Source organism: Bradyrhizobium sp. USDA 4506 (assembly GCF_054058795.1).
Genome location: NZ_JBSSBM010000002.1, coordinates 1858813 through 1883466 on the forward strand (window position 1 = coordinate 1858813; position 24654 = coordinate 1883466).

Here is a 24654-nt window from a genome sequence, read left to right on the forward strand (position 1 = left end):
CGATGACGAGCATTGCCGTCACCGCCAGCATTTGCGCAAGCGCTTCCGAGGCCGCCCTCTTGGTGGCTTCCTTCATGCGTTTCCCCTAGACTTGGGCGTGACTCATCGTTGCGCAAATTGCGCGCAAGACGGCCGGATTTTTTACTCGGAACACCCCGCGTCGAGTATTCGCTTTTGACGAGTCCCCACTCAGCGAATATCGACTGTGACAGCGTTGTCTGGGAATGCGGCGGCAATTTGACTCGCGCGTGTTGCTCCTGCGACAGCAGCTCGTACAGAGCGTTTTCGAGCGAAGTTGATACCGGTTCGCGTCAAGAAAACGCGTCAAAACAAGGATCTAGGGCCCCGTTCCGATTTCATCGGAACGGAAAAAGCTCTAGTGTTTCGGAACCCGACAGAAACGACAGCAAGATCAAGGTTAGGAAATGGCCCGTATCGACTACTCCGATCCCGCGAAGGCAAGCCCGCGGACCCGCGAGATCCTCGACAAGAACCGCAACGCCAATATCTTCCGCATGATGGCGCATTCGCCAAGTTACTTTGAACAGTACTGCCGGCTCGGCGGCGCGATCCGCCACAAGGGCGAGCTCGATCCCGTCGTCCGCGAGCTTGCGATCACGCGCACCGGCATTCTCTGCGAGGCGCCCTACGAGATCGTCGCGCACAAGCGCATCGGCAAGAATGTCGGCGTCACCGACGAGCAGAACGCCGCGCTCGAGGACTGGCAGTCCGCGACCTGCTTCAACGAGGTGCAGCGCGCGGCGCTCGCCTTTACCGACGAGATCGTCAAGCTGAAGAAGCCGACCGACGAGACCTTCAAGACGATCGCGGCGAAGCTGACGCCGGCCGCGCTGATCGAGCTGCAGCTCTCGGTCGGGTTCTACATCATGACGTCGAAATTTCTCGAGACCTTCGAGATCGACATGCAGCCGGTCACGGAAGTGGTGAGCTGAGCGGATCGCGTCGCGGAGTCCTTCGCCTCGCCCCGCCTGCGGGGAGAGGCCGGAGCGCATGCAGCGAAGCGGAATGCGGTCCGGGTGAGGGGGAATCTCCGCGAGTCTAACTCGAAGTTATTTTGCGGATGCAGCCCCTCACCCTGACCCTCTCCCCGCGAAGGGCGGGGAGAGGGAGAACAGAGAGACCTACCCCGACGTCAGCAGATCCACCTTGGCATTCGCCACGATCAGCCGATCGGCGAGGATCTGCGCGAGGTTGCGCATGATCCGCTCGCCGGCGCGCGGGTGCTGCTCGCGGAAGCGTTCGAAATCCTTGATCGTGACCTCATAGGCGGTCGCCGACATGTCAGCGAGCACATCCGCCGAGCGCGTCGGCTCCAAGAGCGCCATCTCGCCGAACGCCATGCCGGCAGTCAGCGTCGCAAGCCGGATGCCGTCGGGCAGAGTGACGTGGACCACGCCGCTGCGCAGGAAGAACAGCGAGGCCGCCTCACTGCCCGCGGCGATGACCTTCTCGTTCTGCTGGTAGGTTCGGACCGTACAAAGCGCGGTGAGATCGGCAATCTCGGCTTCGCTCAATCCGGCGAGCAGCGGCTGCTCGGAAAGCTCCGTGGTCTCGAGGAAGTCGATCGAGCCGCCGTAGCGGTAGACGATCTGGTCCTCGGCCCACTCGATCGCGGTGTCGAGCAGGTAGAAATCCCTGATATTGCCGAGCCGCCTGGTCCACTCGCTGATCGTGGCCCATTCGCGCGAGGTCCGCTTGATGCCGGACAGGATCACGGTGACGCCGAGCTCGGCGAGTTCCTGGAACGCTTCGGCCACCAGCCTTGCGCCGGCGCGGGTCGTCGCCGTGACACGGCGCAGATCGAAGATCACGAATTCCGGCCGCGGGCTGCCGGCGAGGCGGCGCGAGACATAGTCGACATTGGAAAGCGACAGCGTACCGACCAGCTCGATCACGCGCACCTCCTGGAAGTGCTTTGCCAGGGTCTCCTGCTCTTGCGGCCGGCGCACCCGCCGCGACGGGTTCTTGCCGATATTGTAGTCGGCAATGATGCTGTGGCGGGCGTCGTCGCTGCGGTTCAGTATATGCAGGTCGTAATGCGCCGACAGCGTCTCGCACACCTTGATGCCGCGCACGCTGTTGCCGTGCTTGTCGAGTTTTGGCGAATAGCTGCCGAGCCCGAGCCGCGCCGGCAGTGCCGCGAGAATGCCGCCGCCGACGCCGCTCTTGGCGGGAATGCCGACGCGGTAGATCCATTCGCCGGCATAGTCGTACATGCCCGACGAGGTCATCACCGATAGCGTGCGCGCGATGGCGTAGGGCGTCACCACCTGCTCCTCGGTCAGCGGGTTGATGCCGCGATTGGCGAGCGTAGCCGCCATCACGGCGGTGTCGCGCGCGGTGACCAGGATGGAGCATTGCCGGAAATAGACATCGAGCACCGCAGGCACGTTCTCGGTGATCACGCTGTTGGTGCGCAGGAGATAACCGATCGCCCGGTTGCGGTCGCCGGTGGCGCTCTCAGAGGCGTAGACCGCCTCGTCGACATCGAGCTCACGCCCGGCGAAGCGGCCGAGCGCCTGGCGGATATAGTCGAACGCGCCGTCGCCCTTGTCGGCGTGGAGCAGGCCGGAGCAGGCGATCGCGCCGGCATTGACCATCGCATTGAACGGATGGTTCTCGGCATTGAGCCGGATCGAGTTGAAGGGGTCGCCGGATGGCTCGACGCCGATCACGCTTTCCACTCGTTCGGCGCCCAGCGTGTCCAGCGCCAGCGCGAACACGAACGGCTTCGACATCGACTGGATGGTGAACGGCACCCTGGTGTCGCCGACCTCGTAGACGTGGCCGTCGAGCGTCGCCAGGCTGATGCCAAAATGGGCAGGGTCGGCCTTGCCGAGCTCGGGGATGTAGTCGGCCACCGCGCCGGCGGTCTCCGGCAGGAAGTCTGCGTAACAGGTGTGCAGAAACCGCAGCAGCGGCGGCTTCGAGCTGGACCAGGCCGTGGTGGTGGCGGTGACGGGAGGAGGCGATCGTTTCATCGCCTCCTGTTGTGCATCGCAATCAGGGCGCGCGCAACTGGTTCGGAACCAGCGCCTGACGGCGGACCAGCAGCAACGCGATCAACAGCGTCGGGGCGAGGATCGCGACCCCCAGCAGCGACACCTGCAGCTGCGACAGCGGGTTGATGCCGCCGCCGGGCGTCGCGAGCACGAAGCCGCCGATCACCAGCAGCACCCGGAGCGGCCATTCCAGGGCACCGGCGCCGCGGAGGTCGCCGACGAAGGCCTGATAGCCCTGGATGCCGCCGCAGATGAACAGCGTGCCGCACGCCGCGAGCGCCATCAGGCCGAGGCCGGCGAGATAGGGGCTCGGTCCCTGCATCACCAGCGCCGGGTTCAGCACGAAGAAGAACGGGATGAAATAGATGATGCTGCCGACCCACATCGATTCCCATCCGGTCTTCATCGCGGGCGAGCCGGCGATGCCGGCCGCAGCGAAGGAGGCGATCGCCACCGGCGGGGTGATCGACGACAGCATGCCCCAATAGAAGATGAACATGTGCACCGCCATCCGGTTCAGCCCGAGCTTCTCCAGCGCGGGCGCGACCAGGATGGCGAGAAAGATGTAGCAGGCGGTGGTGGTCAGCCCGAGGCCGAGGATCAGGCTGGTGAAGGCGCACATCACGAGCAGCAGGAACGCGTTGTCGCCCGCAAGCGTCAACAGATCGTTGGCGAGGCTCGAGACCACGCCGGTCATCGAGAACGCCCCGATCAGCAGACCGCAACCGGCGAGGATGCCGACCAGCTCGACGAAGGTGCGGCCATTGACCTCGAGGAATTTTCCGATCGTCCCGAGCGTCCAGCGGCTCTCCTTGGAGAAGATCTGGTTGAGCACCAGCAGCAGCGCGGTGGCGTAGAACGGCGCGTGGCTTTCGCGCTTGAAATACAGCAGCATCACGATCAGGAGCGCAATGACGAAGACGTAATACCAGCCGTTCTTGATCGTATCCATCACGCGCGGCAGCTCGGCGCGCGGAATGCCCTTCAGCCCGTGGCGTGCGGCGTAGGAGTCGACCTGCATGAACAGGCCGACATAGTAGAGCGCCGCAGGAATGATCGCGGCCACCGCGACCTCCGCGTAGCTGATATTGAGGAACTGCGCGATCACGAACGCGGTGGCGCCCATCACCGGCGGCGCCAGCACGGCGCCGGTGGAGGCGCAGGCCTCGATCGCGCCGGCATAGGAGGCGCGGAAGCCGCTCTTCTTCATGACCGGGATCGTCATCGTGCCGGCGGTCAGCACGTTGGAGACGATCGAGCCCGACATCATGCCGAGCAGGCCGGACGCGAAGATGCAGACCTTGGCGGCGCCGCCGCGGAACGTGCCGCACAGCGCGAAGGCGAGGTTAATGAAGAATTTTCCGGCGCCGGTCATCATCAGCGCGGTGCCGAACACCAGGAAGCCGATCACGGTATCGGCGAAGGCCTGGATCGGAATGCCGAGCAGGCTCTCGCCGGACAACACGTGATAGGCGGTGGTCTGGTCGAGCGTGAGCTGCGAGCCGCGGAACGGCCCGAGCCAGCTGGCCTCGGCGAACAGCGGATAGACGGTGAAGGGCAGCACGCTGAGCAGGAGGCTCCAGCCGCCGGTCCGGCGCAGCGCCTCCATCAGCATCACCCACATCACGAGGCCGGCGATGATGACGTTCCTCGGGGCGCCGTCGGACTCCCAGCCATATTGCGCCGCCTTGCGCACGTTCAGCATCAGCCAGATCGAGGCGGCGAAGGTCGCGACGGCGAGCGCGAGATCATACCAGGGAATGCGGTTCAGCGGCGCGCGCTCCGATCCGGGGAAGATCAGGAACGTGAAGGGCAGCATCAGCGCGATCAAGAGATAGAAATATTCGGTGTTGAGCTGGGTGTAGTCGATGAAGAAGCGCAGCGAGAATTGCTGGTTGATGCAGAGCAGGATGGTTGCGGCGGTTGCGACCACCAGTGCCCAGCGCCACACCCCGCGCAGGGTGCGCACGCGCGTGACCTCGGCCTCCTGCAGATTGTCGAGACCGGCATGCGGATCTTCAAACTCGATTCTTTTCGCAGGCGCAGCCGCGGCGTTCTCGGGCATTACGCATCCCCCAATGTTGTCCGTTTTGCCCGTAGCCTAGAGCATGATCCGGAAAAGTGCGAAGCGGTTTTCCGGAAGCACCATGCTCGAACGGGCGCAAGCGCGATGACGACTAACCCGATCTCATCGCGCGTTGGCGGGTCTCACTCAAAGCCATTGGGCATATTGGCTTTCGCAAGCGCGGCAGCGCGCGCCTTCATCCAGCCATCGAGGAAGGCCTTGTCGTCCGACGGCGGGCTCGACTTGCCGTAATCCGTCCAGGCGGCGGCCAGCACCTCCTGGCGCTTGTAAAGCGTGTTGTTGTGCGCCTCCTGCTCGTCGCTCCAGTGGCCGGTTTCCTTGAGCGCCTTCACCGCGCCGGGATGCACGGGGACGACCCAGTTCTTGGTCTGCCGGTTGGCACCGAGCCCGGCGGCGCCGGGCGCCGAATCCTTGTAGGCGTCGTAGTTGACGATCATCGCCTTGGTGATCGCATAGATCTGGTCGACCGGCTGCGCGGCATAGGCGACGAAGATCGGGTAAGGGTAATTGCCGAGCTGGATCGGCTTGTCCGGCGAGATGCCGGCGCCGCAGGTTGCGGTTTGCGGGAAGAAGAACGAGCCGACCTTTTTCACCCGTGCCCAGCCTTCCTTGTCGTCGGCGGGTAGCGGTGGCCACATCAGGCCGCGCGGCGAGGTCTCGGCTTCCTTGGCCGGGCCGGTGATCGTGGTGCCGAACGCGGCATCGGTGTCGTTGTTGATCAGGCCTTTCCACATCGCGCCGTAGCTTGCGAACTCGACGATCTTGACGTCCTTCTGGGTGAGGCCGCCGAACGCGAGCATCGCGAGCGAGTTCTGGTTCAGCGCCGGCGAGCCGACCACGAAGCCGACGCGCTTGCCGCGAAGGTCCTTCATTTCCTTGACGCCGGCATCGGCTGCCACGCCGAGCGCGCCGCAATTGCAGTCCACCGACGACAGCATGAGCTGCAGCGGCTGCGGGCCCCACTCCTTGGCGCCGAACTCGAACACGCCTTCCTGCGCGAAATAGGTCCCCGATCCCATCGCCGAGGAGACCGCGCGCTTGGCGCGCAGCGGCGCGAGCCGCGCGACGTCGTTGCCGGCCGGCAGCACGCGGACGTCGGTGCCGTATTTGTCCTTCATCATCTTGCCGACGCCGACCGCGATGTTGAAGCCGGCGGTGCCGGTATCGTAGGCGGTCACCGCCATGGTCGGCGGCAGCTTGACGTCCTCGGCCGAGGCGGGCAGGGCAGCGAAGATCGAAATGCCGGCAAGAGCGGCAGGCGCGAGCGCCATCAGCCGATGGATCATAATTCCTCCCTTTGTTTCGCTGTGCGAAACTTTTCCGGGCGGAATGATTGCATCGTGATCCGGCGATGGCAACGCTACCTCCGGCGCAAGCCGGCGATTTCGGCCGCTGCATCACCGGACAGATTGTCGCGGCCGGACTGGAAGGACGGGATCTCAGGTCTCGACGATCGCGACCGCCTGGCCTTCGGCGATGACATCGTCGATCTTGACCAGAATCGACTTGATTTTGCCTGCTGCCGTCGACGTGACCGGTATTTCCATCTTCATCGCTTCGACGAACGCAATCTCGTCGCCATTGCCGATGCTGCTGCCGGTCTCGACAGGAAGCGCGCAAACGCGTCCGGCAACTTCGGTCACAACCTTGATCTCTGGCATTCCACTCTCCGATACCGTCTTGCGGAAATTTCATCCGGCGAACGGCTTTTTGTTGTGGCGGCAGATTGCCTGAGGTAGCTTCTTCTGCAAGTGGAATTTTATTCCGCAGGACGGAATGGAGCCAAACAGATGGGAAGGCGCTCGGAACGGCTTAGCAGGCAGGGAATGCTCGCCAGCGAGACAGGCGATGGCGATGTCATCCAGGTGGTGTCGCGCGCCTTCGATGTGTTGCGGTGCTTCGAGGGACACGAGGCCCGGCTCGGCAATCTCGAGATCTCGAACCGCTGCGGTCTGCCGCGTTCGACGGTGTCGCGGCTGACGCACACGCTGACGCGGATGGGACAGCTGGTCTATCTGCCGCGCGACCAGAAATATCGCATCGGCCCGAGCGCGGTCGCGATGAGCACCACGATGATGAAGGGGCTGCAGCTGCGCAATCTGATCCGGCTGCGCCTGCAGGATGTCGCCGATCAGTTGCCCGGCACGGTGGGCTTCGTCATCCCCGACCGCTTTCACCTGGTCTATCTGGAGTTCGCCCGCGCGGCGAACGCGCTCGGCCTGCATGAGGCCACCGGCAGCCGGATTTCGATGGCGACCACCGCGGCCGGCCACGCCTACACGGCCGCGCTCGATCCCGCGGTCGGCGACGCGCTGATCGCGGAGATGGAGGGCGAGCTGCCCGACAGCGCCAAGATGCTGACGCCGCGCATCGAGGCCAACCGCCGGCATTTGCAGGAGCACGGCTACGTCGTCGCCTGCGGCCTGTGGAGCCCGCATATCAACGGCGTCGCGGTGCCGCTGTGGTCGCCGCAGTATCAGACCTATGTGGTCACCACGATCGGCCTGCTCTCGGCGATGTATGACGAGGCGCGGCTGCATCGCGAGGTCGCGCCGCAAATGGTCGAGCTCGCCGCCGCGCTCGGCAGCCTGCTCGAAGGCGCCGACGGCGACATCTTCAGCAATCGGATCGAGCGCAAGACGCTTCCGGTGACCGCCCATAACAACAACAAAATCATCAAGACGGGAGCAGTGAATGAACTGGAAGCCGGAACTCGACGACCTCGCCCGCCGCGAAGCGTTCGCGCGGGAGATGGGAGGCGTTGACAAGGTCAAGCGGCAACGCGACCAGGGCCGGCTCACGGTTCGTGAGCGCATCGACAAGCTCGTCGACCAGAGCAGCTTCCATGAGGTCGGTGCCATCTCCGGCATCGCCGAATATGACGAGAGCAACGAACTCAAGCACCTGACGCCGGCGAACTGCGTGTTCGGCCGCGCCAGGGTCGACGGCCGCACCGTCGTTGTGGTCGGCGACGACTTCACCGTGCGCGGCGGCTCGGCGGATGCATCGATTTCCGCCAAGCCGTTGATGGCGGAGGAGATGGCGCACGACTTCCGCCTGCCGATCGTTCGCGTGATCGAGGGCTCCGGCGGCGGCGGCTCGGTGAAGACGATCGAGACCAGGGGCGCCGCCAATCTGCCCGGCGGCGTCGGCGGCACGCGCTGGTACTGGTACACGACCGCCAATTTGGCGCGCGTGCCGGTGGTCGGTCTCGGGCTCGGCTCGGTCGCGGGCCTCGGTGCCGCACGGCTTGCCGCCACGCATTACTCGGTGATGACCAAGAGCTCCGCGATGTTCGTCGCCGGCCCGCCGGTGGTGAAGCGCCTGGGGCAGGATCTGACCAAGCAGGAGCTCGGCGGCGCCGACATCCAGACCCGCGCCGGCGCGATCGATCAGGCCGTCGAGACCGAAGAGGAGGCGTTCGACTACGCGCGGCGCTTCCTGTCCTATCTGCCGTCGTCGGTCTACGATCTGCCGCCGACCATTCCCTGCACCGACGATCCGGAGCGTGCCGAGCAATCGCTGCTCAAGGCCGTGCCGCGCAACCGCCGGCAGGTCTACAAGATGCGGCCGATCATCGATGCCGTCGTCGACAAGGGCTCGTTCTTCGAGGTCGGCACCAATTTCGGCCGCCCGATCATCACCGGATTGGCGCGGATCGAGGGCAGGGCGGTGCTGCTGCTCGCCAGCGATCCGTTCCACTATGGCGGCTCGTGGACCGCTGACGCCTGCCAGAAGGTGGTGCGCTGGGTCGACTTCGCCGAGACCTTCCATCTGCCGGTGGTCTATCTGATGGACTGCCCGGGCTTCATGATCGGGCTCGAGGCGGAGAAGACGGCGACCATCCGCCACGGCGTGCGGGCGATGGCGGCGGTCAACCAGAGCACGGTGCCGTGGTGCACCATCATCATCCGCAACGCCTTCGGCGTCGCCGGCGTGGTGCATCAGCCGGCCAACCGCTTCTCGATGCGCTATGCGTGGCCGTCGGCCTATTGGGGCTCGCTGCCGCTCGAAGGCGGTATCGAGGCGGCCTATCGCGCCGAGATCGATGCGGCCGCCGATCCCGCCGCCAAGCTGCGCGAGATCGAGGATCGCCTCAACAAGCTGCGCTCGCCGTTCCGCTCGGCCGAGAAGTTCTGGGTCGAGGAGGTGATCGATCCGCGCAAGACGCGCTCGCTGCTCTGCGAGTTCGCGCGCCTCGCCGAACCGATCCGCAAGGCTGGTCCGCCGAGCAACATGTCGACGCGGCCGTAAGCGGCGCCTCAATCGTCATTGCGAGCGCAGCGAAGCAATCCATATAACCATGTGCTGAGGTATGGATTGCTTCGTCGCTGCGCTCCTCGCAACGACGACACGTATTTACTCCGCTTCGCGATGCACGTCGTGGATCACGATGCCCATGCCGTTCTCGGGCATCTTGATCCATTCGCGCCGCTTCAGCGAGCGCTTGGTGTCCTCGTGCCCGCTCACCCAGTGCTCGCGCATCGAGGTGCCGGAGAATTCGTGATCCTTGGCGTCGCCCTCATAGGCCTTCTGCTGATAGATCAGCTGCAATAGCGTGATGCCCGGCAACCGGGCGTTTGCCTTCTTGAGCTGGCGCTCCTCGTCCGACAGCTGATCGTCGGGGATTTTTCCCAGCGCATTGTGCAGGGCGGTGCGCAGATTGTAGGTCTTGCGATAGACGTCGGTGTTGTAGCGGGTGCGCGACGAATACATGATGTCCTTGTGCCGGGCCATCACGTCCTGGATGTCCCGCGGCAGCGCGCCGCGCGCCGAGAACAGGTCGACCTGGAACACCAGCGAATTCATGTTGTCTTCCTGGTCGAGCAGATGCTGCAGCGGCGTGTTGGACACGATGCCGCCGTCCCAGAAATGATCGGTGCCGACCTTCACCATCGGCAGCGCCGGCGGCAGCGCGCCGCTCGCCATGATGTGCTCGGGAATGATCTCGTCATGGGCATTGTCGAAATAGATGAAGTTGCCGGAGAGCACGTTCACTGCGCCGACCGCGAAGCGTATCTTCTTGGAATTGATGCGGTCGAAATCAACCAGCTCGAGCAAGGACTCGCGCAGCGGCGTGGTGTCGTAGTAGCTGGTGGCGGTGCGCGCGCCGGCCGGGCTGAACCACGGATTGGCCTGGTGCGGGGTGAAGAAGCCGGGTTGTCCGAGCGTGGTCGTCAGCCATGAGCTGGTGAAATTGCGCGCCTTGCGGAAGACGTCGCCGTCCGGAGTGTAGTGCCAGATCTTGCGGCTGGTGATGCGATCCCAGAATGTGTGCAGCCGCTCCAGCCGCTTTTCGGGCGGATTGCCGGCGATGATCGCCGAGTTGATCGCGCCGATCGAGACGCCGCAGACCCAGTCCGGCTCGATGTTGGATTCATGCAGCGCCTGATAGACGCCGGCCTGATAGGCGCCGAGCGCGCCGCCGCCCTGCAGGACCAGGGCCACACGATCGCAGCCTTCTGGACGCCGGCCCGGCGTCGCGTGTTCGATGTCGTCGAAATGCGGGGTTCGCGCGTCCATATCAGACACTCCAGAAATTCGCGGCGAGAATTCAGCGCGCCGATGACGCCGTGATGACAATTGCGGCGGCCGCGCAAGGCGCATCCGGCATGGCTGCCTGCATGGTTAGCATTGGCCCCAGTAGCGCGACGCGGGTCACGACGCGTAACCGCGGTCATGCGCCTGACGGAAATTCCTCACATCGCTGTCAATCTCGGCCGTTAGCTTCCGCGTAAACTTTTCAAACAGGGGTTATTGCGATGCGCAGGGAAGATCTGCTCAAGCTTCCGTCGATGCCGGCCGCCGGCCCGAGCTATCCCGCCGGTCCGTATCGCTTCATCGATCGCGAATTCCTCGTCATCACCTATGAGACCGATCCGGAGTTGATCCGCGCCGGCCTGCCCGAGCCGCTGGAGTCGATCGAGCAGGCGATCGTGCATTACGAATGGATCAAGATGCCCGACAGCTTCGGCTTCGGCAGCTACACCGAGTCCGGCCTCGTGATCCCCGCGCGCCTGCATGGCGAAGAGGTCAACTTCGTCTGCCAGATGTATCTCGACGATGATCCGCCGATCGCGGCCGGCCGCGAGATCTGGGGCTTTCCGAAGAAGTACGCTCATCCCAAGCTCGAGATCGTCAAGGACACGCTGACCGGCACGCTGGAATATGCCGGCCAGCTCGTTGCGATGGGCACGATGGGCTACAAGCACGAGAGCATGGCGGGCAATGGCGACGTCACCCGCGCGACGCTGTCGAAGACGCAAGTTAATCTGAAGATGATCCCCGGCGTCGACGGCCATCTCGAGGTCTGCCAGCTGGTCGCGATCAACTTGACCGACATCGTCGTCAAGGGCTCCTGGATCGGACCCGGCCGGCTTCACCTGGTGCCGCATGTCAATGCACCGGTCGCCGATTTCCCGGTCAAGCGTGTCGTCGGCGCGCACCACTTCCTCGCCGATCTGACGCTGCCGTTCGGCCGCGTCGTGCATGACTACAACAAGGAGGCTGCGGAGGCGGCGCCGACCGGCCTGGCCGCGGAGTAGGGCGGTCGCTGACATAAAACTGTAACAGGCGCGTCCTCCTATGTTGCGTCGAAGGGACGCGCTTGCTCAGCGTTGCGCGTGGGCGAGGTCTTGAACATGTCATTTCGCGCGGTTGCGTTATCGATTGCCTTGGGGGCGGGCCATGCTGGCTGATCCACCTCCCGCTCCGGTCGGGTCGCTGCTGACCCGCGAGGCGGTCCCCGGTCTGGTCTGGGCGTTCCGCCTGCATCACGACGGCCGTGCCGAGGCGCTTCCGATCGATGCGCCGATCGAACCGAGCCATGACGGAAGGCTGTGGCTGCACTTCAACCTGACCGACGTTCGCACCCGGGCATGGCTCGCCAACATGCACATCCCGCAGCTGGCGCGGGACCTGCTGCTGTCGAATGACAATTTCCAGCAGATCCACGTCGTCGACAATTGCGTCTACGGCGTGTTTTCCGATCTGGTGCGGGATATCGACGCCGCGACCCGGGAGACCGGCTTTCTCCGCTTTGCGATGACCGAACGCCTCCTGGTCAGCGGCCGCCATCAGGCGCTGTGCTCCGCCGATGCGACACGCCGCGTGCTCGAGGGCGGCCATCGCGTCGGCAGCGTCGCGGCGCTGCTGGAGAAGATCGTCGACGAGATCGCCGACACCATGGACCGCATGGCCGACAAAATCGGCACCGATATCGATGCGATCGAGGAGCGGGTGCTCGCCGAGGATACCGGATCGGAGCTGCGCAAGAATCTGAGCCGGATGCGCCGCACCTGCGTGCGCCTGCATCGCCAGCTCGCCGGCCTGCGCGTGCTGTTTCACCGGCTCGAGCAGAAGAACACCGACAATCTCAGTCCGGCGCTGCGGCTGCAGGCCGGCAAGCTCGCGCAGCGGCTCGACGGCCTCGACCACGACATCGTGGAACTGCACGAGCGCAGCCGCCTGCTCGAGGAGGAGCTGCGCTTCAAGCTCGAGGAGGAGAGCAACAAGCACCTCCACGCGTTGTCCGTCGTCACCATGATGCTGCTGCCGCCGACGCTCGTCACCGGCATCTTCGGCATGAACACCAAGGGATTGCCGTTGACCGACGTCGACAGCGGGTTCCTGGTCGCGGCCGGCCTTCTGATCGGGTCGGCGCTGCTGGCTTATCTGCTGATGCGGCGGCTCGGCATCGTCAAATAGCGCGAGCGCACCGCGGTATTCCCGATGTGCAGAGTTCTTTCCCGCGCGATGTTGGTGGCCGCGGCCCTCGCGCTCGGCGCGCCGGCGCATGCGGAGGACAAGCCGGCCGCCGACCGGATTGCGGATACGCGGGCTGCGCTCGAGGAGGCCGGCTACCAGTTCAGCCTGACCTATATCGGGGAGGGTTTTGCTAACGTCTCCGGCGGCGTCAGCAATGGCGCGGCCTTTACCGGCCGTCTCGATCTCGGCACCACCATCGACCTCGAGAAGGCGATCGGCTGGACCGGCGCGACCTTCCACGCCAACATGTACCAGATCCACGGCGACGGGCTGTCGCGGAGCTATGTCGGCAACCTGTTCCTGGTGTCCGGCGTCGAGTCGTTGCCGGCGACGAGGCTCTATGAATTCTGGATCGAGCAGAAGCTGCTCGGCGGCAAACTCTCGGTGCGCGTCGGCCAGCAGGGCTCGGACGTCGAGTTCATCGACAGCCAGTACGACGACATCTTCATCAATTCGGCGCTGGGCTGGCCCGGCATTGTCGGCACCATTCTGCCGGCCGGCGGACCGTCGCCGCCACTCGCCGTGCCCGGCATCCGGATCAAGGCCAATCTGTCCGACCGCATCACCGCCTATCTGGCGCTGTTCGACGGTTCGGCTTCGCCGCCGCAGGGGACGGACGATCCGCAGATCTTGAACGCCCACGGGCTGAATTTCCGGGCCAACGATCCGCCGTGGTGGATCGGCCAGCTCAAATACAAGTTCGAGATCGGCGAGAGCCGGCTGCCGGCGACCATCACCGGCGGCGCCTGGTATCACATGGGCTCGTTCGCCGACCAGCGCTTCTCGGCCGACGGGCTGTCGCTCGCCGATCCCGACAGCTCCGGCGACACGCGCTGGCTGCGGCGGGACAACGGCATCTTCATGGTCTACGAGCAGTTGCTTGCGCGCGCCAGGCCGGACGCTGACAAGGGCGTCGCGTTCTTCATGCGCGCCTCGGTCAGCCCATCGGACCGCAACCTGATCAGCACCTATGTCGACGGCGGCTTCCTGTTCACCGGCTTCAGCGAGACATATCCGGACGATCGGTTCGGCATCGCCGCGATCTATGCCAGGATTTCGGACGCCGCGCGTGCGCTCGACCGCGACACCCAGATCTTCACGGGCACGCCGTATCCGATCCGCGACTACGAGGCGATTCTCGAGATCACCTACCAGCACGTGGTGAACCCGAATTTCACCATGCAGCCGATGTTTCAATACATCGCCCATCCCGGCGGCGGCGCCGTCGATCCCAACGATCCGACGCAAACGCATCGGATCAAGGACAGCGTGGTGTTCGGGATGCGCACCATCCTGTCGTACTGACCGGCGCACGTCGCGCGGGAAGCGACCTCAGGCCGCGACCGGCTTCGGCACCGCCACCGATTTCGGCTGCGGCCGCGCGATCGCCAGCGCGATCAGCGCGGCAAAGATGCACAGCGCACCGGCAATGAAGAACGCCGGCAGGTAACTTTGATAGATCGTGCGCGACAGTCCGGCGCCGAACGCGGCGGCGCCTGCGCCGAGCTGGTGGCCGGCGAAGATCCACCCGAACACCAGATTGGCGCGCTCGGCGCCGAAGCGCTGCGCGGTGAGGCGCACCGTCGGCGGCACCGTCGCGATCCAGTCGAGGCCATAGAACATCGCGAACAGCGACAGTCCGTAGAACGTGAAGTCGGAGAACGGCAGGAACAGCAGCGACAGCCCGCGCAGGCCGTAATACCAGAACAACAGATAGCGGTTGTCGTAGCGGTCCGACAGCCAGCCCGAGACGATGGTGCCGAAGAAATCGAAGATCCCCATCGCGGCGAGCAGGCTCGCTGCCTGCACCTGCGGGATGCCGTAATCGAGGCACATCGGGATCAAATGAACCTGGACCAGGCCGTTGGTCGAGGCGCCGCAGACGAAGAAGGTCGCGAACAGGATCCAGAACACCGAGGATTTCGCGGAGTCGCGCAGCGTGCCGAGCGCGGCGGCCACGATCGGCGCATTGGCCGGCGGCGGCGCGGCAAGCGGCGCGGTGCCCTCGTCGCCGAACGGACGCAGGCCGACGTCGCTCGGCCGGTCGCGCATCACCATCAGCACGGCAAAGGCGGCGACGCCGAGCATGACGCAGACCAGCCCAAGCGCGACACGCCAGCCGTAGCGCTCGGTCAGTGTCGCAAGCAGCGGCAGGAAGGCGAGTTGGCCCGTCGCGACGCTCGCGGTGAGGATGCCGACCACGAGGCCGCGCCGCGCCACGAACCAGCGTGCCGCGATGGTCGCGCCGAGCACCAGCGCGGTCATCCCGGTGCCGATTCCGATCACGACGCCCCACAGCAGGATGAGCTGCCAGACCTGGGTCATGGCGAGGGAGGCCAATAGGCCGCAGACCACGATCAGCTGCGCCGCCAGCGTCACGTTGCGCAGGCCGTAGCGGTTCATCAGCGCGGCGGCGAACGGCGCCATCAGCCCGAACAGGATGAAGCGGATCGACAGCGCCGAGGAAATCTCGGCGGTGGACCAGCCGAACTCTTTCTGCAGGGGCACGATGAACACGCCGGGCGCTCCGACGGTGCCGGCGGAGATCAGCGCGGCAAGGAAAGTCACGGCCACCATCACCCAGCCGTAGTGGATGTTGCGGCGGGCGAGGGTGGAAGCAAGCCAGTTCGAGATCATTGTGTTCCGGATCGATTGCGGTGAAAGCTTTGCGTGATGCGCAATATGGCACGGAGGAGCCATGTCTAAAATGCCATAGTTCCCTCGTTTTCGGACTCAGACGCCAGGCCGTCGTACTGCCTCATGGACGCCTTTCATAACTAGCCGTCATTGCGAGGAGCGAAGCGACGAAGCAATCCATCGTTCGGTTTGTGAAAAGAGATGGATTGCTTCGCTTCGCTCGCAATGACGGCATACCGGATCAGTGCGCGACCCGCTCCACCGCGATCGCGGTGGCTTCGCCGCCGCCGATGCACAGCGCGGCAACGCCGCGCTTCAGGTTCTGCGCCTCCAGCGCGTGCAGCAGCGTCACGATCAGCCGCGCGCCGGTGGCGCCGATCGGATGGCCGAGCGCGCAGGCGCCGCCGTTGATGTTCAGCCTGTCCCTGGGAATGCCGAGGTCGCGCTGCGCCGCCATCGCGACCACCGCAAACGCCTCGTTGATCTCGAACAGGTCGACATCGCCGACGCTCCAGCCGACCTTGTCGAGCAGTTTTCTGATCGCCGGGATCGGCGCCGTCGTGAACCACTGCGGCTCCTGGCTGTGGGTGGCGTGGCCCTTGATCTCGGCCAGAACCGGCAGTCCGTCGCGATCGGCGAGCGAGCGCCGGCTGAGGATCAGCGCTGCGGCGCCGTCGGCATTGGCCGAGGAGGCGGCCGGCGTGATGGTGCCGCCCGCGCGGAACGCCGGCTTCAGGCCGGGGATTTTTGCCGGATCGACCTTCAGCGGGTGCTCGTCATTGGCGACGATGCGCGGGCCGGCCTTCTCGGCGAGCGTGATCGGCGCGATCTCGGCCTTGAAGGCGCCGCCCTCGACCGCCTTGCGGGCGCGGCTCAACGTCTCCATCGCGAACGCGTCCTGGTCGGCGCGGGTGAACTGATAGGCCTCCGCGGTCGCCTCGCCGAAATCGCCCATCGAGCGGCCGGTCTCGTAGGCGTCCTCGAGCCCGTCCATCATCATGTGATCGATGATGCGGTCGTGGCCGGCGCGATAACCGCCGCGCGCCTTCTGCAACAGATACGGCGCATTGCTCATGCTCTCCATGCCGCCAGACAGCACGATCTCGGCCGAGCCGGCCTTGATGATGTCGTGGGCCAGCATGGTCGCCTTCATGCCGGAGCCGCAGACCTTGTTGACCGTGGTGGCGCCGGTGGCATCCGGCAGTCTGGCGCCGCGCGCGGCCTGGCGGGCAGGGGCCTGCCCCTGGCCGGCGGGCAGCACGTTGCCCATGAACACCTCGTCGATGCGCTCGGGCGCAAGTTTTGCGCGTTCGAGCGCCGCGCCGATCACATGCGAGCCGAGCTTGTGCGCCGGCAGTGGCGCGAGCTCGCCCATGAAGCGGCCGAGCGGGGTGCGGGCGGCGGAGAGGATGACGACGGGATCGGTGCTGGTTGCCATGGCAGGAGTCCCTTCAATGCCGGGGATTTGATTGAATTATTGTCATCATATGATGCAATGCAAAAAATGCAACTGCGGCTCTCATGACAAAATGTCGTGTTCGCATGAGCTGGGGATGGGATCGTTCCGCCATCACCAATGTCGTCCTGGCGAAAGCCAGGACCAATAACCACCGACTTGTGTTGTTGGAGGGTAGCGGCCCCAGCATAGCGAGGCAATTCGCATTCGGGATAATGGGTCCTGGCCTTCGCCAGGACGACGAGGATGGTCCTCGATTCATGACGATGCCGGGGAGAATGAGAGCGCACGGTTGCTTCCCAGGCGTCGTCTCTGCGAAAGCCAGGACCCATACTCCGCAGCGGATATTGTGAATGGGACTCGTTGTTCGGGCGTCGCTCAACAATGACGGCCTGTGGTTATGGGTCCCTGCTCCCGTGCGCAATTGCGCACTAGGCAGGGACGACACCGAATAGGTGTCCGCATCTCGACCCACGTTCGTGACGATCGCGATTCGCCCCTCGATCGGGTGAGACGGACAAACCATACACTGGATTGGTCTTCGCTTGCGTCGTCGGGCAGTCAGTGATTGAGAATTTCGCAGGGCGGCGGCATCCGAGCTAGTCTGCGATCTGATCTAATCAAACCGCCAGGCGCCGAGCAGAAATCGTCGCTTCGGCGCGGAGCCCGCTTGTTTCTGCACGTCCGGCAGGTCGACGGCATAACGCCGCATCAGCAGCCGGATTGCGATCGCGATGATTACAAAGGGCATCAGGTAGATCGCGAAAACTTCGAAGGCGTTCATGTCGTCCTCCGCTGCCTCGGAACAGGCATGCTAGCACGACCACCTCGCGGGCGGATAAAACTGTACCGGCGCCGCTGAGTTGGCGTTAACCGAATTCCCGAGCGCTGATCAATTCAAGGTTGCGGAATACGGGTCTGTTTACCGATCCGGCGCTAGGGCTGGCGGATTGTGCAACGGAAAGTCCCACCGCAATGTCCGTGATCGCCGTCGAGCAGCCGTCCGCCCGCATTCCGCTCTCCGTCAAGATCGGCTTCAGCGCCTTCATGGCCGTCCTGGTGCCGGTGTACACCTACTGCTACGGGCCGACCAACTTTCTGTATTTCTGCGACGTCTGCCTGATCCTCACCCTGATCGGGGTCTGGACCGAGAGCGCGCTGTTAATTTCGATGTGCGCCGTCGGACTCCTTGTGCCGCAAACATTTTGGGTGATCGACTTTCTCGCCCATGTCGCCGGCTGCTCGCTCACCGGAATGACCGACTACATGTTCGACCAGAACCTCTCGCTGTTCCTGCGGTTCCTGTCGGGCTTCCACGGCTGGCTGCCGTTCCTGCTGCTGTTCCTGGTCTGGCGGCTCGGCTATGACCAACGCGCGCTGATCGCCTGGAGCGTGCTGGCATGGGCGCTGCTGCTGATCTGCTACTTTGTGATGCCAGGACCGCGGCCGGACCCTGGCATGACTCCGGTCAACATCAACTACGTCTTCGGCACCAGCGACAGGGCGGCGCAAGGCTTCGTGCCGCCGCTGGTCTGGCTGGCCGGCCTGATGATCGGCCTGCCCCTGCTTGCCTTCATACCCACCCATTTCATGCTGCGGCGCGCCGTGCCGCCGGTGTAGGGCCTGCGCTCGCGAGGCTGCGCTAGTCCCGTCGCCGCGGATACCATCGTGCATGGCCGCATGCGGCGGCTTCGATTGACACCAATCGCCTCGGCGCTACGCTGCCGGAACAGGGCATTTTCCCAAGCGACTCAAGACAGATTCAAAGCGCCGCAAGCACGACCAAGAAGCAAGACCCAGAAGAACAAGGAAAAAGGGCAGGACACGCCGTGACACGCGTCATCGCGTCTTGAGCGGGACCACGCGGACCTCCGCGCTCGCGCCATTTCGCATCCGCAGCTATCGCTTTCAATGGCCGTCCGATCTGCTCACCTCCTGGGCGTTCGAGGTCGAGACGCTGGTGCTCGGCTGGTACATCATGGTCGAGACCGGCTCGGTGCTGCTGCTGACCGTGCTGGCGTCGCTGCAATATGTCGGCACGCTGGTCGCGCCGGTCGTCGGCATGATCGGCGACCGCATGGGGCACCGCGATCTCCTCGCCGTGATGCGCTTTGCCTATACGGCGCTCGCCGGCACCATCATGACGCTGGCGCTGACCGGGCATCTCGCCCCGCTGAACGTCATGATCATCGTCGCGATCATGGGCGTGATCCGCCCGTCGGATCTCGGCGTGCGCGGCGCGCTGCTCGCCGACATCATGCCGCCGGAGCAGCTGGTCGGCGCCATCAGCCTGGCGCGCACCACGCAGGACTCCGCGCGCATCGCAGGAGCCCTGACCGGGGCCGGATTGTTCGCGGCGCTCGGCATCGGCTATGTCTATGTCGGGATCGCCGGCTTCTATTTCGTCGCCGCCATCCTGATGCTCTGCATGAGCCGCCCCAAGTCGCATGGCACGACCGATCTCGCCTCCGGCGACGCGCCGGGTTCAAAGCTGCTGCGCGACCTCAAGGAGGGCATCGTCTATGCCTGGAGCGGTCCGGGCATGCGCGCCGCGCTCTGCGTCGCGTTCCTCGCCAACCTCACGGCGTTCCCGCTCACCAACGGTCTGTTGCCCTATGTCGCGCGCGACATCTTCCATACCGACCAGACCGGGCTCGGCTATCTCTCGGCCAGCTTTGCGGTGGGCTCGCTGATCGGCTCGATCACGCTCAGCATGGCCGGCGGGGTACGCATCGCGCGGCTCCTGATCGGCGCGACGCTCGCCTGGTACGCCATGCTCCTGGTGTTCGTCGAGCTCCGGACCATGCCGGTCGCGATGGCCTGCCTGCTGCTCGCCGGCATCGCGCAAAGCATGTCGATGATCTCGGCCGCCGTGATGCTGATGCGCAATGCCAGCGCGCATCTGCGCGGCCGCGTCATGGGCGTGCGCATGATGGTGATCTACGGCCTGCCGCTCGGGCTGCTCGCCGCCGGCAGCCTGATCGACCTGATCGGCTACACCGCGACCGGCACGCTGCTCGCCGCCGCCGGCTTCGTCGCCATGCTGGCGATCGCGCTGCACTGGCGCGCCGACCTCTGGCCGACCCACGCCCCGGCCAACGCCCGGTGAGGGGCGCGGCGCGATGCCGCGCCGCGGTCGCCGATGCGCCAAAAGGACGCGACAGCGCGGGCAAGCTGTCGTAGATCATTTTCGACGCTCCCATTTGCAGCGCCAAGTTCCGGTGCCAGGCCTTTTTTGTTTGATATCGTAATGCTCCGTCTTTTGACCCGCCTTGGACTGCGCTTCGACGACATCGTCGAGGAGCGCCGATTTGTAGACCAGTACGTGCGGGGCAATATCGGCTGGACGCAGGTCGCGATGCTGCTCGGCGCCTTCACCTATGCCGGATATGCGTTCTGGGATTGGGTGCTCTATCCCGACGTCGTGGCGACCACGCTGGCGATCCGCAGCGGGGTCGCCGTGCTGGTCCTGCTGCCGCTCACCGCCTTGCTCTCGGTGCCGGCGATGAAGCCGTGGGCCGAGACGATCTTCCTCGTCTATTGCGTCGTTCCAGGCTGCGTGCTGCCGAGCGTCTACCTCGTGCTGCCCTCGGGATTTACCTATGCGGCACCCGGCGTGATGATGGTGATCCTGTTCGTCTCGACCATGCTGCCGCTCCGGATCGGGCCGCTGGCCGTGTTCTGTCTCACGACATGGATTGCGCTATGCATCGCTGAATCGCTCGGGCCGGCTTTGCCGCCGGGGCTGCGCTTCATCAATCATTCCCTGGTCCTCAACGCCTTTGCGCTGTCGCTTTACGCCGTCGCCGCCCGCGAGTTCCGCGCGCGCCAGCAGTTTCGAACGGCGCAGGCGCTGAAGCAGGAAAAGGAGCGTTCGGAAGCCTCGTTGCGCGATCTGCACGCGACGCAATCGCAGCTCGTGCAGGCCGAGAAGCTGGCCTCGCTCGGGCAGCTCGTCGCCGGTGTCGCACACGAGGTCAGCACGCCGCTTGGCCTGGCGCTGACCACGTCGACGACGATGGAGGCGGACCTTCGCGCGATGGGCGAGGCGCTGAACGGCGCAGCTGTCCGGCGCTCCGACCTGACAAGGGGCATTGCACGGATCGAGAACGGCCTTCGACTGACCTCGGAAAACCTGCATCGGGCATCCGAGATGGTGCACAGCTTCAAGCAAGTCGCCATCCATCAGGCCGACGAGGAGCGTCACACGTTCGAGCTGGGCGGATGGCTGTCCGAGCTGATCGCAAAGCTCGGGCCGCTGCTGTCCCGGCAGGGATTGATCGTCGAACTCGACTGCCCGCAAGGCATCGTTCTGAACAGCTATCCCGGCGCACTGGCGCAGGTGATCAGCAACCTGGCGTTCAACGCCGCGGCGCATGCTTATCCCGACGGCCGCGGCGGACGCTTCACCATGACGGTGACGCAGCCGGAACAGGCGCTGGCCCGGATCGCCTGCGCCGACCAAGGCGTCGGCATCCGCGAGGATTTGCAGGCCCGCGTGTTCGATCCGTTTTTCACCACCGGGCGGGAGCGGGGCAATATCGGCCTCGGCCTGCACATCGCCTTTAACACCGTGGTGTCGTCGCTCAGCGGCCGGATCGCGCTGGAGAGCGAACCGGGCCGCGGCACGCTGGTGCTGATCGAGATCCCCGTCTCGAGCTGAGCGGGCGGGCCGACCTCGGGCCGGTGCAGGTGCCTGCGAACGCGCGGCGAAGGTCACCCGCAGCAGCGTAGCCCGGATGAGCGAAGCGATATCCGGGGCATCCGGCCCCGCGTGTCTCGGCGCTCATGCGGGCTACAGGTGCTACAAGCTTCAGCAACTCATGGGGAGTGGACGATGTGTTCCGACTTGGCGGCGCTTCTACCAAGAGACAAATTCGATACAGAGAGGGCCGAGGCCATCGTCGCCTTGGGTTTCCCAGCTGTCGAGCCGATCGTTCCGGCCCTGCTTGAATGGATGCAGGACATGAACTGGCCGGTCGCTCGAGTGCTGCAGCCATTTTTGGCGGGGATCGGTACGCCGCTCTATCCGCACGTTCGACGCATTCTGCAAGCAGATGACGACGTTTGGAAGAATTGGACGCTGCGCTTCATCGTTGCGCAATCAGCAGATCTGCAAGCAAAGCTTAGGACGGACCTTGAACGCCTTGCTACCAGCCCGACGGCAGGTGAACAGGCAGAAGAACTTGATATCGTCGCCAAGGACCTCTTGAGTTGACAGGCGCTGCTAAGCTAGTCGCACTCAGTCGCCCGTAGCCCGCATGAGCGAAGCGATATCCGGGGCATCCGGCCCCCCGCATGTCGCTTCGCTCATGCGGGCTACAGATGACTGGCCCCGCATGTCGCGGCGCTCATACGGGCCACAGGTGCTGAACCGCTATCGCTTCCGGTCCAAAAATCCCTGCAGCAGGCGCTGCGGCTCGCCGGTCTGAAACGACTTTCCGAACACGCCGACGCTGAGGTTCACCGACTCGGTCAGCGGCAGCTCTTCCCATTGCCGCAGCAGGTCCTTCTGGATGCGTAGCGCCTCGGGGCCGCATTCCAGCAGCGCCTTGACGGTGCGTTCGACGGCGTCGTCGAGGCCGCCGGGCTTTGCCACGGTGTCGACCAGGCCCCAGGCGAGCGCGGTTTGGGCGTCGATGTTCTCCGCGGTCATCATCAGCCAGCGGGCGCGGCCCCAGCCGATCAGGCGCGGCAGCAGCGCGGCGTGGATCACCGAGGGGATGCCGACGCGCACCTCGGGCATGCCGAACATCGCGTCATGTGCGGCAACGCGGACGTCGCAGGCGGCCGCGACCTCGAGGCCGCCGCCGAGGCACCAGCCGGGCAGGCGGGCGATCACCGGCGCCGGGAATCTGCGCACGGCCTCGCAGAGGTCGCGCAGCCGGCTGATGAATGCTTCGGCGGATGTCTGGTCGAGCGTCGCCATTTCCTTGATGTCGGCGCCGCCGATCATGCTGCGCTCGCTTTCGCCGGCCAGGATCACCGCGCGGATGCTCGGATCGGCGGCCAGATGCTCAAAACCCTCGCGCACGCCGTTGGTGACCGCGGAACTCACGATGTTCAGCTTGCCGGCGTTGCAGATGGTGAGGCGGACGACGCCTCTGTCGTCGCGGGCGATGCCGCAGTGGGGATTGAGCATGTCCATGGAAAAGCCCCGGCGCAGGAATGGATCGACAAGTCATTTCGGGATGGTGCGCAAGCACCAGACCCGGAATCTCGAGATTCCGGGTTCGACGCTTGCGTCGCCCCGGAATGACTTGCGCCATGTCCCGGACAAAGCATGGCTCTGTCAAGGGACCGGGTGCGGCGGTTGCGCCGAGGGATGCGGATCTATAGAATTATACGCATCATATAAATGGAGCCCTCATGACCGCTGCCGAAAGCATCGACCTTCATTCGCCCGATCTAACGCGCACCCGCGTGGTGGAATGGCAGGCGCCCGGACCGGTGGCGAAAGCGGCGCTGCCGATGTCCGGGATCGAGGCGATGCGCGCGATCCGCGACGGCCGGTTGCCGCCGCCGCCGATGGCCAAGCTAATCGGCTTCCGCATGGCCGTGGTCGAGCAGGGGCGCATCGTGATGGAACTCGAGCCGCATGAGAGCCTGGAAAACACCATCGGCCTGCTGCACGGCGCGACCGCCGCGGCGCTGCTCGATACCGCGATGGGCTGCGCGATCTCGACCATGCTGCCGGCGGGGCAGACCTCGGTGACGCTCGACCTCAAGCTGACCTATCTGCGGCCGCTGTCGGCACGTTCGGGCACCATCAGCGCCGAAGGCAAGGTGATCAAGCTCGGCCGCCAGACCAGCTACACCGAGGGCTTCGTCCGCGACGGCAGGGGCAATCTTGCGGTGCACGCGACCGCGACGTTTTCGATGCTCGGCGGGGAACCGAAAGTGGCCGACAAGGCGAAATAACTGCAGCATTCCGGCCGCAAATCTGCTATTATATGATTAGAAACATTCCATGAGACCGGCATGCGCTATTCGAAAGAACACAAGCAGGAGACCCACGCGCGGATCGTCAAGAAGGCCGCGACGCGGCTGCGCGAGCGGGGCGCCCACGGCATCGGTGTCGCCGACCTGATGAAGGACGCCGGCCTGACCCATGGCGGCTTCTACGCGCATTTCGACTCGCGCGAGGCGCTGGTGATCGAGGCCTTCAGCTACGCGATGGACCGCGCCATCGAGCGCTGGCGCAAGGTCGCCGCGGACACGCCGCCGGAGAAGCGACTTTCGACCATCATCGACGGCTATCTTTCGGCGGTGCACCGCGACGATCCCGGCCAGGGCTGCGCGATCCCGGCGCTCGGCGCCGAGATCGCCCGCGAGAGCCCGAAGACCCGCAAGGCGTTTGCCCTCAAGCTCGACCAGATGATCGACATGATGGCCGACCAGATCATCGACGTGCCGCGCAAGACCGCCCGCAAGCAGGCGATGGCGACGCTGGCGACCATGATGGGCACCATAGTAATGTCGCGCATCGCCGGCAGCGGCGAAATGTCCGACGAGATCCTGAGCGCGGGCCGCGAGGCGGTGCTGGGGCGCGCCGCCGCGGCCAAGGCACCGGCGAAGAAGAAGGTGAATTAGCGCTTTAAGCGCCAACTGGCGCGGCGCGCCTAATACTCGATCCGTCACCCTGAGGAGCGCGCATCGCGCGCGTCTCGAAGGGTCGACGGCCA

At 65.0% G+C, this 24654-nt stretch carries 21 protein-coding genes; 12 read left to right on the top strand and 9 right to left on the bottom strand.

Going from position 1 to position 24654, the window contains the following annotated elements:
- The first annotated feature begins 425 nt into the window (after positions 1 to 425).
- Positions 426 to 953 (top strand): carboxymuconolactone decarboxylase family protein, encoded by a 528-nt coding sequence (locus ACVIHF_RS10885; RefSeq protein WP_253609125.1) that lies wholly within the window; start codon positions 426 to 428, stop codon positions 951 to 953.
- Between the two features lie 189 nt (positions 954 to 1142).
- Here the strand turns inward: ACVIHF_RS10885 and glsA are convergent, their stop codons facing one another.
- From glsA to ACVIHF_RS10905, 4 genes are all read right to left on the bottom strand, one after another.
- The gene (gene glsA / locus ACVIHF_RS10890) at positions 1143 to 3002 is read right to left on the bottom strand and encodes a glutaminase A (RefSeq protein ID WP_253609124.1); all 1860 of its coding nucleotides are present in this window, start codon (positions 3000 to 3002) and stop codon (positions 1143 to 1145) included.
- 22 nt (positions 3003 to 3024) lie between these two features.
- Positions 3025 to 5088, bottom strand: coding sequence for a TRAP transporter permease (locus tag ACVIHF_RS10895; protein ID WP_253609123.1), 2064 nt, complete (start codon positions 5086 to 5088; stop codon positions 3025 to 3027).
- 143 nt (positions 5089 to 5231) lie between these two features.
- On the bottom strand, positions 5232 to 6395 hold the full coding sequence (locus ACVIHF_RS10900) for a TAXI family TRAP transporter solute-binding subunit (protein ID WP_456792030.1): 1164 nt from the start codon (positions 6393 to 6395) through the stop codon (positions 5232 to 5234).
- 153 nt (positions 6396 to 6548) lie between these two features.
- Positions 6549 to 6770 carry an acetyl-CoA carboxylase biotin carboxyl carrier protein subunit gene (locus ACVIHF_RS10905; protein ID WP_016847177.1) on the bottom strand — a complete coding sequence of 74 codons (222 nt, stop codon included), beginning with the start codon at positions 6768 to 6770 and terminating at the stop codon, positions 6549 to 6551.
- Positions 6771 to 6899: 129 nt separating this feature from the next.
- Here ACVIHF_RS10905 and ACVIHF_RS10910 point away from each other — a divergent pair, with 129 nt between their 5' ends.
- Positions 6900 to 7874 carry an IclR family transcriptional regulator gene (locus tag ACVIHF_RS10910; RefSeq protein WP_310880451.1) on the top strand — a complete coding sequence of 325 codons (975 nt, stop codon included), beginning with the start codon at positions 6900 to 6902 and terminating at the stop codon, positions 7872 to 7874.
- Complete coding sequence (locus ACVIHF_RS10915; RefSeq protein ID WP_456780861.1) at positions 7804 to 9363, top strand: acyl-CoA carboxylase subunit beta; 1560 nt, start codon at positions 7804 to 7806, stop codon at positions 9361 to 9363. Before ACVIHF_RS10910 ends, ACVIHF_RS10915 begins: the two co-directional genes overlap by 71 nt.
- A gap of 105 nt (positions 9364 to 9468) precedes the next feature.
- On the opposite strand, the gene ACVIHF_RS10920 is transcribed toward ACVIHF_RS10915, so the two are convergent.
- The gene (locus ACVIHF_RS10920) at positions 9469 to 10632 is read right to left on the bottom strand and encodes a patatin-like phospholipase family protein (protein WP_456792031.1); all 1164 of its coding nucleotides are present in this window, start codon (positions 10630 to 10632) and stop codon (positions 9469 to 9471) included.
- Between the two features lie 239 nt (positions 10633 to 10871).
- Here ACVIHF_RS10920 and ACVIHF_RS10925 point away from each other — a divergent pair, with 239 nt between their 5' ends.
- The 3 genes from ACVIHF_RS10925 to ACVIHF_RS10935 all read left to right on the top strand — a co-directional run bounded on the left by ACVIHF_RS10925 (position 10872) and on the right by ACVIHF_RS10935 (position 14181).
- Entirely contained in the window at positions 10872 to 11654 is a 783-nt protein-coding gene (locus ACVIHF_RS10925) for an acetoacetate decarboxylase (protein WP_253609120.1), read from the top strand.
- 142 nt (positions 11655 to 11796) lie between these two features.
- On the top strand, positions 11797 to 12816 hold the full coding sequence (locus tag ACVIHF_RS10930) for a transporter (protein ID WP_057019751.1): 1020 nt from the start codon (positions 11797 to 11799) through the stop codon (positions 12814 to 12816).
- A 48-nt stretch (positions 12817 to 12864) separates the two neighbouring features.
- The gene (locus tag ACVIHF_RS10935; protein ID WP_253610034.1) at positions 12865 to 14181 is read left to right on the top strand and encodes a carbohydrate porin; all 1317 of its coding nucleotides are present in this window, start codon (positions 12865 to 12867) and stop codon (positions 14179 to 14181) included.
- 27 nt (positions 14182 to 14208) lie between these two features.
- On the opposite strand, the gene ACVIHF_RS10940 is transcribed toward ACVIHF_RS10935, so the two are convergent.
- The 3 genes from ACVIHF_RS10940 to ACVIHF_RS10950 form a co-directional block, all read right to left on the bottom strand.
- Positions 14209 to 15513 carry an MFS transporter gene (locus ACVIHF_RS10940; protein ID WP_253609119.1) on the bottom strand — a complete coding sequence of 435 codons (1305 nt, stop codon included), beginning with the start codon at positions 15511 to 15513 and terminating at the stop codon, positions 14209 to 14211.
- 241 nt (positions 15514 to 15754) lie between these two features.
- On the bottom strand, positions 15755 to 16951 hold the full coding sequence (locus tag ACVIHF_RS10945; protein WP_310880455.1) for an acetyl-CoA C-acyltransferase: 1197 nt from the start codon (positions 16949 to 16951) through the stop codon (positions 15755 to 15757).
- A gap of 634 nt (positions 16952 to 17585) precedes the next feature.
- Positions 17586 to 17753 (bottom strand): hypothetical protein, encoded by a 168-nt coding sequence (locus tag ACVIHF_RS10950; RefSeq protein WP_253609117.1) that lies wholly within the window; start codon positions 17751 to 17753, stop codon positions 17586 to 17588.
- 191 nt (positions 17754 to 17944) lie between these two features.
- Here ACVIHF_RS10950 and ACVIHF_RS10955 point away from each other — a divergent pair, with 191 nt between their 5' ends.
- The 4 genes from ACVIHF_RS10955 (at position 17945) to ACVIHF_RS10970 (ending at position 22187) form a co-directional block, all read left to right on the top strand.
- A complete protein-coding gene (locus tag ACVIHF_RS10955; protein WP_456792032.1) occupies positions 17945 to 18589 on the top strand; it encodes a hypothetical protein in 645 nt (214 codons plus the stop codon).
- Positions 18590 to 18818: 229 nt separating this feature from the next.
- On the top strand, positions 18819 to 20078 hold the full coding sequence (locus ACVIHF_RS10960; protein WP_456792033.1) for an MFS transporter: 1260 nt from the start codon (positions 18819 to 18821) through the stop codon (positions 20076 to 20078).
- A gap of 141 nt (positions 20079 to 20219) precedes the next feature.
- Complete coding sequence (locus ACVIHF_RS10965) at positions 20220 to 21632, top strand: sensor histidine kinase (protein WP_456792034.1); 1413 nt, start codon at positions 20220 to 20222, stop codon at positions 21630 to 21632.
- A gap of 174 nt (positions 21633 to 21806) precedes the next feature.
- Positions 21807 to 22187, top strand: coding sequence for a DUF5071 domain-containing protein (locus tag ACVIHF_RS10970; RefSeq protein WP_456792035.1), 381 nt, complete (start codon positions 21807 to 21809; stop codon positions 22185 to 22187).
- Positions 22188 to 22346: 159 nt separating this feature from the next.
- Here the strand turns inward: ACVIHF_RS10970 and ACVIHF_RS10975 are convergent, their stop codons facing one another.
- Positions 22347 to 23117 carry an enoyl-CoA hydratase gene (locus tag ACVIHF_RS10975; RefSeq protein ID WP_456792036.1) on the bottom strand — a complete coding sequence of 257 codons (771 nt, stop codon included), beginning with the start codon at positions 23115 to 23117 and terminating at the stop codon, positions 22347 to 22349.
- Between the two features lie 221 nt (positions 23118 to 23338).
- Between ACVIHF_RS10975 and ACVIHF_RS10980 the strand changes: the two genes are divergently transcribed.
- Together ACVIHF_RS10980 and ACVIHF_RS10985 are read left to right on the top strand one after the other, a co-directional pair.
- On the top strand, positions 23339 to 23890 hold the full coding sequence (locus tag ACVIHF_RS10980; protein ID WP_456792037.1) for a PaaI family thioesterase: 552 nt from the start codon (positions 23339 to 23341) through the stop codon (positions 23888 to 23890).
- 60 nt (positions 23891 to 23950) lie between these two features.
- Positions 23951 to 24562: a TetR/AcrR family transcriptional regulator gene (locus ACVIHF_RS10985; RefSeq protein WP_057019760.1), complete on the top strand. Its 612-nt coding sequence runs from the start codon at positions 23951 to 23953 to the stop codon at positions 24560 to 24562.
- The last annotated feature ends 92 nt before the right edge of the window (positions 24563 to 24654 follow it).

Bases quoted from the DNA above. Each gene is read 5' to 3' on its own strand.
- ACVIHF_RS10940 (WP_253609119.1), bottom strand. From the start codon at position 15,513: ATGATCTCGAACTGGCTTGCTTCCACCCTCGCCCGCCGCAACATCCAC.
- ACVIHF_RS10955 (WP_456792032.1), top strand. From the start codon at position 17,945: ATGTCCGTGATCGCCGTCGAGCAGCCGTCCGCCCGCATTCCGCTCTCC.
- ACVIHF_RS10975 (WP_456792036.1), bottom strand. From the start codon at position 23,117: ATGGACATGCTCAATCCCCACTGCGGCATCGCCCGCGACGACAGAGGC.
- ACVIHF_RS10915 (WP_456780861.1), top strand. From the start codon at position 7,804: ATGAACTGGAAGCCGGAACTCGACGACCTCGCCCGCCGCGAAGCGTTC.
- ACVIHF_RS10945 (WP_310880455.1), bottom strand. From the start codon at position 16,951: ATGGCAACCAGCACCGATCCCGTCGTCATCCTCTCCGCCGCCCGCACC.
- ACVIHF_RS10935 (WP_253610034.1), top strand. From the start codon at position 12,865: ATGTTGGTGGCCGCGGCCCTCGCGCTCGGCGCGCCGGCGCATGCGGAG.
- ACVIHF_RS10950 (WP_253609117.1), bottom strand. From the start codon at position 17,753: ATGAACGCCTTCGAAGTTTTCGCGATCTACCTGATGCCCTTTGTAATC.
- ACVIHF_RS10905 (WP_016847177.1), bottom strand. From the start codon at position 6,770: ATGCCAGAGATCAAGGTTGTGACCGAAGTTGCCGGACGCGTTTGCGCG.
- ACVIHF_RS10970 (WP_456792035.1), top strand. From the start codon at position 21,807: ATGTGTTCCGACTTGGCGGCGCTTCTACCAAGAGACAAATTCGATACA.
- ACVIHF_RS10965 (WP_456792034.1), top strand. From the start codon at position 20,220: ATGCTCCGTCTTTTGACCCGCCTTGGACTGCGCTTCGACGACATCGTC.
- ACVIHF_RS10885 (WP_253609125.1), top strand. From the start codon at position 426: ATGGCCCGTATCGACTACTCCGATCCCGCGAAGGCAAGCCCGCGGACC.
- ACVIHF_RS10895 (WP_253609123.1), bottom strand. From the start codon at position 5,088: ATGCCCGAGAACGCCGCGGCTGCGCCTGCGAAAAGAATCGAGTTTGAA.
- ACVIHF_RS10920 (WP_456792031.1), bottom strand. From the start codon at position 10,632: ATGGACGCGCGAACCCCGCATTTCGACGACATCGAACACGCGACGCCG.
- ACVIHF_RS10925 (WP_253609120.1), top strand. From the start codon at position 10,872: ATGCGCAGGGAAGATCTGCTCAAGCTTCCGTCGATGCCGGCCGCCGGC.
- ACVIHF_RS10930 (WP_057019751.1), top strand. From the start codon at position 11,797: ATGCTGGCTGATCCACCTCCCGCTCCGGTCGGGTCGCTGCTGACCCGC.
- ACVIHF_RS10910 (WP_310880451.1), top strand. From the start codon at position 6,900: ATGGGAAGGCGCTCGGAACGGCTTAGCAGGCAGGGAATGCTCGCCAGC.
- ACVIHF_RS10980 (WP_456792037.1), top strand. From the start codon at position 23,339: ATGACCGCTGCCGAAAGCATCGACCTTCATTCGCCCGATCTAACGCGC.
- glsA (WP_253609124.1), bottom strand. From the start codon at position 3,002: ATGAAACGATCGCCTCCTCCCGTCACCGCCACCACCACGGCCTGGTCC.
- ACVIHF_RS10985 (WP_057019760.1), top strand. From the start codon at position 23,951: ATGCGCTATTCGAAAGAACACAAGCAGGAGACCCACGCGCGGATCGTC.
- ACVIHF_RS10900 (WP_456792030.1), bottom strand. From the start codon at position 6,395: ATGATCCATCGGCTGATGGCGCTCGCGCCTGCCGCTCTTGCCGGCATT.